The sequence below is a fragment of the Mycobacterium sp. NGS49 genome (genome assembly GCF_059812565.1).
In genome coordinates this window covers 21,791-34,505 of sequence record NZ_JCALCX010000043.1, presented here as the reverse complement: position 1 = coordinate 34,505, position 12,715 = coordinate 21,791, and the positions used below count along the sequence as shown (strand labels likewise).

Below are 12,715 nucleotides of genomic sequence, written 5' to 3'. Positions count from 1 at the left end.
GGCGCCGCCGTTGCCGCCGGCGGCGCCGTTGCCGCCATTGCTTGCCGTACCGCCGTCGCCGGAACCGCCGGCGCCCTGGGCGCCGTCGCCGCCGTCACCGCCGGTGCCGCCATTGCCGCCCGTGCCGGTGGCGCCCACGCCGCCGCCGGTGCCGCCGGCTCCAGCCGCCCCGCCACCGCCGGCGGCACCGCCTTGACCGCCGGTGCCGCCGGCAGTGGCGTTGTTGGTGCCGTCGTCGGCCCAGCCGTCGCCGCCCCTGCCGCCTTGACCGCCGTTGCCGCCGGTACCACCGGAGCCGTTGGTGCCGCCGTTGCCCGCACCACCCTGGCCGCCGGCACCACCGTCGCCACCGGCCCCACCGATCCCTCCGGTTTGGCTGCTGTTGTTGGCGTTGGCAGCGTTGGCGCCAGCCGCGCCGTTGCTGCCGGCCCCGCCTTTGCCGCCGATGGCCGAGCTGCCTGCGGTGCCATTGCCCAGCAGGCCGGTGCCCGCGGCGCCGGCCGTGCCCGCGGCACCGCCGTCGCCGCCGTCCCCGCCGTCGCCGCCGTTGAACCCGTCGAGGCCGATGGTGCCGGTCGAAGCGGTGCCGGTGTTTCCGTTGCCGCCGGCGCCACCGCCGCCGGCAGAGCCGCCGTTGCCGCCCTTGCCGAACAGCGCGCCGCCATTAGCGCCCACGCCACCGCTACCACCGGTGCCGCCGGCCCCGCCGTCGCCACCGCTGCCGCCGGTGCCGCCGGTGTTGCTGCCCCCTTTGGCGCCGCCGCCGCCGTTGCCGCCGGCCCCGCCGCTGCCTGCGCTTCCGCCGTTGCCGGTCAGCAGCCCGCTCTGGCCGCCCGCACCGCCGGCACCGCCGTTGCCGCCGGCGCCGCCGGTGCCGCCGTTGCCGCCGGTGGCGCCGGTGTTTCCGCCGCCGCCGTTGCCGCCGTCACCGCCACTACCGGCGTTGCCGCCATTGCCGAACAGCCCGGCGTTGCCACCCCGGGCGCCGTTACCGCCCGCACCTCCGGCGCCGCCATTGCTGCCGTTGAGGGTGGTGCCGCCAACCGTGGCGGTACTGCTCCCGCCGTTGCCGCCCTTCCCGCCCGACCCGGCATCACCGAACAGCGACCCGCCGTTGCCGCCGACCCCGCCGTCCCCGCCCGCTCCACCGACACCGGCGACCTGCCTACCGCCGTTCCCGCCGGTCCCCCCGTTGCCGCCGTGGCCGCCGGCCCCGATCAGCCCAGCGTTTCCACCAGCGCCGCCATCTCCGGCGGCCCCACCCGCACCGTTGTTGGCCTGGCCTTTGCCGCCGCCGCCGCCGTCCCCGCCGTCCCCGCCGTTGCCATACAGCCGGCCGCCCGCGCCGCCGGCCCCGCCGCTACCGGCGGCACCACCCGAGCCCTGGCCCCCAGTCTGGCTCCCGCCGGCCGCGCCGGCGCCACCGTGCCCGCCCGCACCGATCAGCCCCGCGTTCCCGCCGGCCCCCCCGTTGCCACCGGCGCCGCCGGCCGCACTGGCGACGTTCGTCCCGCCGGCCCCGCCATTGCCGCCGGCCCCGCCGTTGCCGCACACAAATGCGCCGGCCCCGCCGGCTCCGCCCTGACCGCCGGGTCCGGCCGAGACGCCGGCGTTGGTTTGCCCCCCGGCCCCGCCGGCTCCGCCGGCCCCGCCGCTGCCGTAGAGCCACCCCGCCGCCCCGCCGCCCCCTCCGGTTCCTCCGGTGCCCGCGCCCTGCGACGGCGAACCGCTCTGGTTCTGCCCGCCTGTCCCGCCGGCTCCGCCAGCGCCGCCATCGCCGAAGAACAACCCCCCGGCCCCGCCGCCGCCACCGTGGCCACCCGCACCCCCGTTCGGGCCGGTCTGGGTATTGGCCCCGCCGGTGCCCCCGGCTCCGCCCATCCCGCCGTTGCCGAACAACCCGGCGTCGCCGCCCGCCCCGCCTGCGCCGCCGGCCGAGCTGGTCGCACTGGTCATGCCGGCACCGGCAGCGCCACCGTTCCCGCCGCCCCCGGCGTTGCCGTACAGCCAGCCGCCGTTCCCGCCGGCCCCGCCGGCCCCGCCGGCGCCGCCGGCGGTGGTGCCGTTACCGATGGAGCCAAGTGCGCCGGCTCCGCCCTGCCCGCCCGAACCCCACAGCCCGGCGTTGCCGCCCGCACCGCCCGTGCCCCCGGCCAGGCCGAAGTTGGGCGCGGCGGAAACTGCGGCCGCGCCGGCGCCGCCGGCCCCGCCACTGCCGTACAGCCACCCACCGGCACCGCCGGCCCCGCCGTTTCCACCGGCCCCGCCGGTGACCACGCCGGTGCCGCCGCTGCCCCCGGCCCCGCCGTTGCCGATAAAGCCGGCAGCGCCGCCGTTACCACCGGACAGACCCGAGTTCGCCGGTTGGGAAAATCCGTTGCCGCCGTTGCCGTACAGCAATCCACCCGCCCCGCCGTCGGGGCTGGCCGCCGTCCCGGCAGCCCCGTCGCCGATCAGGGGGCGGCCCAGCAGTGTCTGGGTTGGCGCGTTGATCGCGTCCAACAGGGTCTGCTGGACGTTTGCGGTCTCGGCAAGCGCATATGAGGTGCCAGCGGCGCCCACTGCTTGGGCGAACTGTCGATGCAATGCTGTCGCCTGGGCGCTGACAGCCTGAAAGGACACGGCGTGCCGGCCGAAAATCGCAGTGATCGCATTCGAGATCTCGTCGGCGGCCGCGGCTTGCAGCTGGGTTGTCGGGCCTATCGCCGCGGTCCTGGCCGCGTTGATCGCTGACCTGATGGCCGCCAATTCGCTTGCCGCCGAGGCAAGGATTTCTGGATTTGCGTACACGAATGACATAGCAGTCCTCCCGAATGAACTGCCCGAGAGACTAACCCTGATCGCGAAACCGCGAAGGAATTTCACTCGCATTCCGGCATGCCGAAATGCGCAGGATCAGCAATTAATTCACGGCCGCGTCAGATAAGTGCCGGGCCAGTCGGCGGGTGAACTCGGCAACCTGCGCCGGATTCTCCAGTGCGAACAGCGCCGCGGTGGCCCGATCGCCGTCGTCGTTGTGCCGCACGAGGATTGGGACGCCGTCGGCGCGCACCGCGTCGAACGCGTCCTCGTCGGTGATGTCATCGCCGACGTAGATGGGCATCCGGTGGCCGGCTTCCGCGCCGAGATGCTGCATGACCCACCGCAGGGTCTTGCCCTTGTCCCAGTCGATGTTCGGACGCAGTTCGATGACTTCGCGACCGGTGGTCACCCGTAGCGCGTCGCGCTGTCCGGCGGTGCGCACCGTCGCGGCCACCTCCCCGACTCGGTCGCGTGCGGCATTGCGGTAGTGCACGGCCACGCCAAAACGCTTGTGCTCCACCACAACACCGGGAATCTGACCCACCGTCTGGCGCAGCTGCGCCGCAGCCTGCCCCAGCACCGGTATGGCCGCCGCGGCCTCCTCATTCTGGTGATGGGTGCCGTCGGGTGCGGTCAACTCGAAACCGTGGCTGCCGGCGTACCAGAGGCCCGGCAGGCCCACCCGGTTGGACACGTCGGCCAGGTCACGGCCGCTGAGTATCGCGACGGGGCACTGCGCGGCAAGTTCCTGCAGCGCCTCGGATGCGCCCGCGGCGGGACGGGCCGCGTCGGGATCATTGACGATCTCGGACAGCGTGCCGTCGAAGTCGAAGAACACCGCGGGCGCCGCGTCGGCAAGGTCGACGGCATGCACCGCATCCGGGAGCTCGGACATGCGCTTGTCTCCGGTCCGCACCTCGATCTGAGCCGGGTCGGCCACCACGGCGTCCGCCCCCCGGATGGGCGCCGGCCCGATCGCGACCACCAGCGCGAAGCCGGCCTCGCGGGCGGCTGCGACACCGGATGCGTCCGAGACGACGACGGCGCAGCGGCCCGGCCGGGTCCCCAACCGCTGGGTCGCTCCGACCAGGAAGTCAGCCTCGGGCGGGCCGGCGGCGGTCCTGACCCGCACATCGTCCAGACGGTCGAGCAGTGGTTGCGAAGGCGGCAAGGCCGCGTCGAACAACACCACATCGTGATGGCGTGGATCGATGGTGACCGACCCCGAATTTGGCATGTCCCACCTTCTCACGGTGGTCGAGCCGGGTGTTCGTCAGTGGCGTACCCATACGGGTGCCGCGGACGGACGCCACCGTGCCGCGCCGTTGGGCAGGGTGCGAACACGACGCTTGCGCCCGCGGTCGAACGGCACCACCGAGTCCTCGGTGAGTGCTACCAGGCGCGCCATACCCGATTCGATGCCGGCGGCAAGCTGATCAATGTCCAGCGCCGTGCCGTAATCGGCCGTGATGCCGAATACCAGCTCCGGTCCGTAACTGACAATTGCGACCCCGGTACCCGCGTTGACGGGTGCGATCGGCAGTACCCGCTCCAGTCGCCGACCCGTCAGAAGCAACGGGAACTGCGGCCCGGACGGTGTGGTGGCCAGCGTCACCACGTGCCGCGACGGCCGGGCCAGTGCGTGAATCGCCCTGTCGCAGCGGGCCAACGGAGAGTCTGCCGAACTCGCCGTACGGGATTGGGTGCGGATGGCGCGCAGTTGCGCGAGGGGGTCGCGGTACTGGACCGGCAGGTGCGTCGACGCCGGCCCCAGGGTGTGCAGCGCGTCGGCCCGCGGCTGTTCGCCGCGCTTGATGAGGACGCTGCGGAATCCTTCGGTGATCGCCGCGAATGCAACGTCGTCGGCGCTCACGCCGAACTTGTGCGAGATGTGGTCGGCGGCGGCCCTGGCGGCGACCACCGTCCGGTAGCGCCGCATGGTCGGCCGCGCGGCGGCGGCCGGCCACAGTCGCCGCGCGCCGGCTGCGAAGGCAAGGCCGTCAAGCGCCCGTCCCGCGGTATGCCACACCGTGTCGGCCCAACCCGGGGTGTCTGAGGGACGCGGTGAAAGACGTTCTGCAGCAACGTGATTGGTGAAAACAGTGGGGCCGGCGTTGTCGCAGAGCCGGGCCAGCAGATGGGCCGGGGGATAGTCGCGGGCCAACGTCTGGCCAGCCTTGATCAGCATCGCCCAACGGTCGTTCTGCAGACCTTCGATGATCCGGCACTCCCAGCGCGGTCGGCCGGGGGGCAGTGGTTCTTCCATGGCGCAGGCGATGGCGCCGGACAGTTCCCTGCCGTCGCCGGGCGCCGGCAGGACCACCCGTTGTACCTGCGCGGCCGGGTCGATCCCCGGCTGGGAGACCGGCGCAAACCGTTCTGCCACCAAGTCTTCGAGTCGGCCCCGGTCCGGGGCGGGACCCGCCACGATGGCGACCGCCCCGGTCGCCGGGTGGGTGTGCCGGCCCGCATCCGTGGCCCTCGAGTGTCCCGTGGGCGGTGTCGTCTGTTGTGTCATGCCCAGCCCCCGCCGATTGTTTCTTGATCCGTACCAGTATCGGCGTCTCGTGCACACATCGGTAGGCCGGCCAGGTTAACATCGTGTTTTTCTGTTAAAAGTGCGTTCAGCTGCAGCGATGCAGTGCGGTGTGGCCGTGTTCGCAAATTGTTTCCCGACTGTTGGAAAGGCTGTTGGCAGGGCGTCGGTACCGAGTAGCGTATCGAACATGTGTTCGATAGACTGCGGGCATGGGTTGGTACCACGGGCCACCGAGTTGGGCCGAGATGGAACGGGTGCTCGACGGCAAACCGCGCCATGCCGGTGAGGTGGTGCCTGTCCTACCGGCTGGTGACGCTCCGTTATCGCACAAGCGCGGGTCCTACACCGCTAAACCGGGCGGGCCGCCGGCGCGGTCCTCAGTCCCCTACGCCGAGCTTCATGCGCATTCGGCGTACAGCTTCCTCGACGGGGCAAGTACGCCAGAAGAGATGGTCGAGGAGGCCGCCCGGCTGGGCCTGCGTGCGCTAGCGCTGACCGACCATGACGGCCTGTATGGCGCGGTGCGGTTCGCCGAAGCGGCCGCCGAGCTGGGCTTGCGCACGGTTTTCGGTGCCGAGCTGTCGTTGTCGTCGGTGGCGCGCACTGAGCAGCCGGATCCGCCCGGCCCCCATCTGCTGGTGCTGGCCCGCGGCCCGGAAGGGTACCGACGACTGTCCCGGCAGCTGGCCGCCGCGCATCTGGCCGGCGGCGAGAAGGGCGAGCTGCGCTACGACTTCGACACTTTGACCGAGGCGGCCGGCGGTCACTGGCATATTCTCACCGGATGCCGCAAAGGCGCGGTGCGGCAGGCGCTTTCCGCAGGCGGTCCGGACGCGGCAAAGCGGGCGCTGGCCGACTTGGTAGACCGGTTCACCGCCGGCCGGGTCAGTATCGAACTGACTCATCACGGTCAGCCCCTCGACGACGAACGCAATGCGATGCTGGCCGGCCTGGCGCCGCATTTCGGGGTCGGCGTCGTCGCCACCACCGGGGCCCATTTCGCGGGGCCGTCGCGACGCCGGCTGGCGATGGCGATGGGCGCCATCCGGGCCCGGCAGTCCCTGGACGCCGCGGCCGGATGGCTGGCCCCGCTGGGCGGCTCACACCTGCGCTCCGGTGAGGAGATGGCCCGGCTGTTCGCGCATGTGCCCTTTGGGGGCCCTGACGTGGTGACCGCCGCCGCGGAGCTCGGCGAGCAGTGCGCGTTCGGGCTGGCGCTGATCGCGCCGCAACTGCCGCCGTTCGACGTACCCGAGGGGCACACCGAGGACAGCTGGCTGCGCACGTTGACCATGGCGGGTGCCGCGGATCGCTACGGGTCGGCCGACAGCGCTCCCCGCGCGTACGCCCAAATCGAACACGAACTGAAAGTCATTGCCCAACTGCAGTTTCCAGGCTACTTCCTGGTGGTGCACGACATCACCGAGTTCTGCCGGCGCAACGACATTCTGTGCCAGGGCAGGGGATCGGCGGCCAACTCCGCCGTCTGTTATGCCCTGGGTGTCACCGCGGTTGATCCGGTCGCCAACGATCTGCTGTTCGAGCGGTTCCTCTCACCCGCCCGCGATGGGCCCCCCGACATCGACATCGACATCGAGTCGGATCAGCGCGAGAAGGTCATCCAGTACGTCTACAACAAATACGGCCGCGACTATGCGGCCCAGGTGGCCAACGTCATCACCTACCGGGCGCGCAGCGCGGTGCGCGACATGGCGCGTGCCCTGGGGTTCTCGCAAGGGCAGCAGGATGCATGGAGCAAACAGATAAGCCACTGGACAGGACAGCCCTCTGATATCGAGGGCATCCCGGAGCAGGTTGTCGACCTGGCCGATCAGATCCGCAACCTGCCGCGGCACATGGGCATTCACTCCGGCGGCATGGTGATCTGTGACCGGCCGATCGCCGACGTGTGCCCGGTGGAATGGGCACGCATGGAGAATCGCAGCGTCCTGCAGTGGGATAAAGACGACTGCGCGGCAATCGGTTTGGTGAAATTCGATCTGCTGGGACTGGGCATGCTCTCGGCGCTGCACTACGCCCGGGACCTGGTGTCCGAACACAAGGGCATCGAAGTGGATTTCGCCCGGCTCGACCTCTCCGAACCCGCGGTGTACGAGATGCTGTCCCGGGCCGATTCGGTGGGCGTATTCCAGGTGGAGTCGCGAGCCCAGATGGCCACCCTGCCGCGGCTGCGGCCGCGAATTTTCTACGACCTGGTGGTGGAGGTTGCGCTGATCCGTCCCGGCCCCATCCAGGGCGGGTCGGTCCACCCCTACATCCGGCGGCGCAACGGCCTCGACCCGGTGGTTTACGACCATCCCTCCATGGAACCGGCCCTGCGGAAGACACTGGGGGTGCCGCTGTTTCAGGAACAGCTGATGCAACTGGCGGTCGACTGCGCCGGGTTCTCCGCCGCCGAGGCCGACCAGCTACGGCGTGCCATGGGGTCCAAACGCTCGACCGAACGCATGCAACGGCTACGCGGCCGGTTCTACGAGGGCATGCGCTCGCTGCACGGTGCCTCCGAGGACGTGATCGACCGGATCTACGAGAAGCTGCAGGCATTCGCCAATTTCGGCTTCCCGGAGAGCCATGCGCTGTCTTTCGCGTCGCTGGTCTTCTACTCGTCGTGGTTCAAGCTGCACCACCCGGCGGCGTTCTGTGCCGCACTGCTGCGCGCTCAGCCGATGGGGTTTTATTCGCCGCAGTCGTTGGTGGCCGATGCGCGCCGGCACGGGGTGCCGGTGCATGGTCCGGACGTCAACGCCAGCCTGGCGCACGCGACTCTCGAGAATGCCGGAACGGAGGTCCGCCTCGGGTTGGGCGAGGTCCGCCATATTGGCGATGATCTTGCCGAGAAGCTGGCCGAGGAGCGAAAAGGCAACGGCCCGTTCACCTCTCTGCTGGACTTGACGTCACGGCTGCAATTGAGCGTGCCGCAGACCGAGGCGCTGGCGACGGCCGGAGCGCTGGGCTGCTTCGGAATGTCCCGGCGGGAGGCGCTATGGGCGGCCGGAGCCGCCGCCACTCAACGATCGGACCGCTTACCCGGGGTGGGCTCGTCGTCACACATTCCGGAGCTGCCCGGGATGAGTGAGCTGGAGCTGGCCGCAGCGGACGTGTGGGCCACCGGCGTCTCCCCGGACAGTTATCCGACCCAGTTTCTGCGGGCGGATCTGGACGCGATGGGGGTGGTGCCGGCGGCCGCGCTGGGTTCGGTACCCGACGGGGACAGGGTGCTTATCGCGGGGGCGGTGACGCACCGGCAACGGCCCGCGACCGCCCAGGGCGTGACGTTCGTCAACCTGGAGGACGAGACCGGGATGGTCAACGTGCTCTGCACGCCGGGGGTGTGGGCACGACACCGCAAGCTCGCGCATACGGCCCCTGCGCTGCTGATCCGCGGCCAGGTGCAGAACGCCAGCGGCGCAATCACCGTCGTCGCCGAACGGTTGGGCCGCATCAGCCTGGCCGCCGGCTCGAAGTCCCGGGATTTCCGCTGAGACGCTCCACCGAACGTGTTCTGGTGGCGGTATTTCCGCCAGATTTCAACCCTCAGGACACGTTCGGCGCGAAGAGATTAACGTTCGGCGCGAAGAGATTAACGTTCGGCGCGAAGAGATTATCCCGTCGGCGTGGTCCATACCTTGGTCGGCGTGATCCGCAGCCGGGTGCTGTAGGAGCCCATCGAATCGGTGAGGCCGAACCTGTCGGAGGCCTCCCGGTACTTCGCCCAGTACGGTTCGTCTTCGCGGCAGTCGACGTCGGTGGCATCCACCGCTGCCGTCCCGCCGATGACGACGATGCCGCCGCCGTTGCCGTCGGAATCGAGGTTCAGGCTGACCTGCGGACGCGCCCTGACGTGCGCGACCTTCGCGGCGCCGGGCATCGTGTAGATGGTCAGATCGGTGCCTGCAACAGGCGAATAGAAGAACCAGACAAGCCGCGGCACCGGCTGTCCCGACTTGGCGATGGTGGTCAACCAGCCGTACTGGTCGGATTCCAGCCTGCTGGAAACCTCTTGCGACAGTTCGATACTCATGAGCCCAACGGTAGCCTCCAGACATGACTTTGAACCTGACCGTCGATGAAGTCCTCAGCACCACCCGCTCGGTCCGCAAGCGCCTCGACTTCGACAAGCCGGTGCCGCGCGACGTGCTGATGGAATGCCTCGAACTCGCGCTACAGGCGCCCACCGGTTCCAACTCCCAAGGCTGGCAGTGGGTGTTCGTCGAGGACGCGGACAAGAAGAAGGCGATCGGCGACGTCTACCTGTCCAACGCCCGCGGCTACCTCAGCTCGCCCGCACCCGAGTACCGCGACAGCCGCGGCGAGCGGATGGGCAAGGTCCGCGATTCGGCGACCTATCTCGCCGAGCACATGCACGAGGCGCCGGTGCTCCTGGTCCCGTGCATCCTGGGCCGCGAAGAAAGCTCGCCGCTGGGCGGGGTGTCGTTCTGGGCGTCACTGTTCCCGGCGGTGTGGAGCTTCTGCCTGGCGCTGCGCTCGCGTGGGCTGGGTTCCTGCTGGACGACACTGCACCTACTCGGTGACGGCGAACGCGAGGTGGCAGACATCCTCGGCATCCCTTACGACGAGTACAGCCAGGGCGGGCTTTTCCCCATCGCCTACACCAAGGGCACCGACTTCCGGCCGGCCAAGCGGTTGCCCGCGGAAAACCTGACGCACTGGAACAGCTGGTAATCCCGCAAGTACCGCCGGGTGTCCACCGGTTGTCCCCCAATCGGTGGACATCGAATTCATCCCCCGATGTCCCCTATTGGGGGACACCGCCGGCGGGTTGGGTGGGGCAAGGTGAATGACAACAGAGACCGCACCGAAAAGCTTCGGCCGAAAGCATCACGAGCCACGTGATCACCGGGAGAACGAAGCCGACGAGGTGGCCCCCCCACAAAGCTGTGGCACGTTTCCCCCTGCCCCCCCAAAACGTGCCCTGTGGAAAGCAGGCTCGTGCTCCGGCACGAGCCTGCTTCTGCGTTTCGGCGGCGAGCCCGCCTCAGATCGCGCCGCCGTAGCCCTGCTGGCGCCACGCTTCGTAGACGGCCACGGCCGCAGCGTTGGACAGGTTCAGTGAGCGCCGCCCGCTCAGCATCGGAATCCGCACCCGCGCGGTGATGTGCGGGTCGGCCAGCGTCGTCGCATCCAGGCCGGTGGGCTCCGGCCCGAACATCAACACGTCCCCGGGCAGGTAGGCGACGTCCGCGAACCGCGCGGTGGCTTGCGCGGTGAACGCGAATACGCGCACCGGGCCCAGCGTCTGCCACGCCTGCTCCAGCGACGCGTGCACGGTCACCGACGCCAGGTCGTGATAGTCCAGGCCGGCCCGCCGGAGTTTCGGCTCCGAGAGATCGAAGCCCAGAGGTTCGACAAGGTGCAACTCGCAGCCGGTGGCCGCGGCCGTCCGGATGGCGTTGCCGGTGTTCGGCGCGATCCGAGGGGAATAGAACAGCAGCCGGAACACCCGTCGATCATGGCAAAGCCGCCGAAGCGCGGCTTGCGAAATTCTTGCGCCGTTCTTGGCGCCGCCGCCAAGGACTCGTCAAGAACTTGCCAAGGGCTCTGCACAAACCTTTGAGAAGAACCAAAGGGGAGGAGCCGAGATGTCCGTCGAGTCAGTACACGTGAACAACGTCTACCCGCACGCCGACAATCGTTACGAGAACGTGGAGGCGACGGTCACCTTTGCCGTCGACCCCGAATACCAGTCCAACGAGCGCATCGCCGACCTGCAGCACGCACCGCGCGACCCCGACGGGCTGGTGCGCTTCGACGCCGATCTGCGCCTGCTCCGGCCGGTCGGCGGCGGCAACGGCAAGCTGCTGTTCGTGGTGCCCAACCGCGGCGTCCCCACCAATGCGCCCTGGCTGAAGAACGGATTCCTGCTGGAGCGCGGCTGGACGATCGCCTCGTGCGGCTGGCAGTGGGACGTGCAGCGCGGGCCCGCAATCCTGGGTCTGACCGCTCCGCAGGCCGAGGTGACACCCGGCTTCATGCGCCTGGAGTGGCGTTCGGACACCGCCCGCGACGAGCACTCGCTCAGCTTCTCCGCACCTGAGATCGAGTCGATTCCCGGCGCCGAGGCCCTCTTCACGTTCACCGCCTACCCGACCGTCGACGTCGAGGACCCCGAAGCGGAGCTGACCGTGCGCACCGCGCCGGACGCCGACCCCACCACCATCCCGCGGGAAGCGTGGCGCTTCACCGACCGGACCCACGTCGCGGTCGACGGCGGATTTCAGCCCTTCCACTGGTACGAGCTGAACTACCGGAGCGCGCTGGCCCCGGTCGCCGGCTGCGGTTTGCTGGCCATCCGCGACGTCGTTTCGCGGTTGCGCGCCGACCACCTGCTGGCCGACGGCATCGAACACACCTTCGCCTACGGCGTTTCGCAGGCGGGCCGGGTGCTGCGCCAGTTCCTGTCCGACGGGCTGAACATCGACGAGTCCGGGATGACCGTGTTCGACGGCATCTTCAGCGACTTCGCCAGCGCAAACAGCGGCGAGTTCAACATGCGCTACGCGCAGCCGTCGACCCCGGGCGGCAGCCGCGCCGGTGTCGCGGCTCCCTTGAGCAGCGCTGACCTGCTCGCCCGCCAGCGCGAACTCGGGGGCGTGCCGAAGACGATCTTCACCAACAGTGCGACCGAGTACTGGCAGGGCGACGGCGCGCTGGCGCACGTCGACCCGCACACCGGCGCCGACCTGCCGGAGGACCCCGACGTGCGCACCTACCTGCTGGCCGGCACCGACCACTTCGGCAGCAGCAAGATCAAGGACACCCTGCCCGCCGCCAACCCGGTGCACCACCTCGACGTGACACCGGTGGTGCGGGCCCTGCTGATCGCGCTGGAGAACTGGGTCGCCGACGGCGTCGAGCCCCCGGCCAGCCGGGTGCCGCGGACCGCTGACGGCACCGCGGTGGCCCGCAAGGAGGTGCTGTCGGGCTTCGGCTACGTGCGCACGCCGGCCCCAGCCTGGCTGCCCTCGTCGCGCAGCGCCCACGGCGAGGCGCACGTCGACCTGGTCTCGGCGGTCGATGAAGACGGCAACGAGGTGGCCGGGATTCGGCTGCCCGCGGTCGTGGCGCCGCTGGCGACGTACACGGGCTGGAATGCCCGGCGGTTCGTCGAAGAGCTCCCCGACGTGCTGTACGAGCGCATCGGCAGCAAGCTGCCGTTCCCGCCGGGGCGGCCCTCGGTGGCCGAGCGCTACGCCACCCGCGACCACTACGCCGGCGCCGTGCGCGCCGCCGCGCAGACGCTGGTGGCTCAGCGGTTCCTGCTCGCCGCCGAGGTCGACGCGGTGGTGAAGAAGGCGGTTGCCGAGTTTCCCGTGTGAATTTGCCGGACGGGTT

General features: G+C 70.2%; 8 protein-coding genes. 3 read left to right on the top strand and 5 right to left on the bottom strand.

All coding sequences use genetic code 11. The features are described from left to right. The 3 genes from AC5Y7D_RS27815 to AC5Y7D_RS27805 form a co-directional block, all read right to left on the bottom strand. The coding region (locus AC5Y7D_RS27815; protein ID WP_499929175.1) for a PE family protein at positions 1 to 2,799 on the bottom strand (2,799 nt) is incomplete at its 3' end. A gap of 103 nt (positions 2,800 to 2,902) precedes the next feature. Further along, positions 2,903 to 4,039 (bottom strand): trehalose-phosphatase, encoded by a 1,137-nt coding sequence (gene otsB, locus AC5Y7D_RS27810; protein WP_499929173.1) that lies wholly within the window; start codon positions 4,037 to 4,039, stop codon positions 2,903 to 2,905. Between the two features lie 36 nt (positions 4,040 to 4,075). Beyond that, the gene (locus tag AC5Y7D_RS27805) at positions 4,076 to 5,320 is read right to left on the bottom strand and encodes a wax ester/triacylglycerol synthase domain-containing protein (protein WP_499929171.1); all 1,245 of its coding nucleotides are present in this window, start codon (positions 5,318 to 5,320) and stop codon (positions 4,076 to 4,078) included. A 230-nt stretch (positions 5,321 to 5,550) separates the two neighbouring features. Between AC5Y7D_RS27805 and AC5Y7D_RS27800 the strand changes: the two genes are divergently transcribed. Continuing rightward, positions 5,551 to 8,844, top strand: a complete 3,294-nt coding sequence (locus tag AC5Y7D_RS27800) for an error-prone DNA polymerase (RefSeq protein ID WP_499929169.1) — start codon at positions 5,551 to 5,553, stop codon at positions 8,842 to 8,844. 119 nt (positions 8,845 to 8,963) lie between these two features. Here the strand turns inward: AC5Y7D_RS27800 and AC5Y7D_RS27795 are convergent, their stop codons facing one another. Next, on the bottom strand, positions 8,964 to 9,383 hold the full coding sequence (locus AC5Y7D_RS27795; RefSeq protein ID WP_499929168.1) for a TIGR03667 family PPOX class F420-dependent oxidoreductase: 420 nt from the start codon (positions 9,381 to 9,383) through the stop codon (positions 8,964 to 8,966). Positions 9,384 to 9,406: 23 nt separating this feature from the next. Here AC5Y7D_RS27795 and AC5Y7D_RS27790 point away from each other — a divergent pair, with 23 nt between their 5' ends. Further along, on the top strand, positions 9,407 to 10,045 hold the full coding sequence (locus AC5Y7D_RS27790; protein ID WP_499929166.1) for a nitroreductase family protein: 639 nt from the start codon (positions 9,407 to 9,409) through the stop codon (positions 10,043 to 10,045). Between the two features lie 313 nt (positions 10,046 to 10,358). Here the strand turns inward: AC5Y7D_RS27790 and AC5Y7D_RS27785 are convergent, their stop codons facing one another. Beyond that, entirely contained in the window at positions 10,359 to 10,823 is a 465-nt protein-coding gene (locus AC5Y7D_RS27785) for a tRNA (cytidine(34)-2'-O)-methyltransferase (RefSeq protein WP_499929164.1), read from the bottom strand. Positions 10,824 to 10,962: 139 nt separating this feature from the next. Here AC5Y7D_RS27785 and AC5Y7D_RS27780 point away from each other — a divergent pair, with 139 nt between their 5' ends. Then, complete coding sequence (locus AC5Y7D_RS27780) at positions 10,963 to 12,699, top strand: alpha/beta hydrolase domain-containing protein (protein WP_499929162.1); 1,737 nt, start codon at positions 10,963 to 10,965, stop codon at positions 12,697 to 12,699. The last annotated feature ends 16 nt before the right edge of the window (positions 12,700 to 12,715 follow it).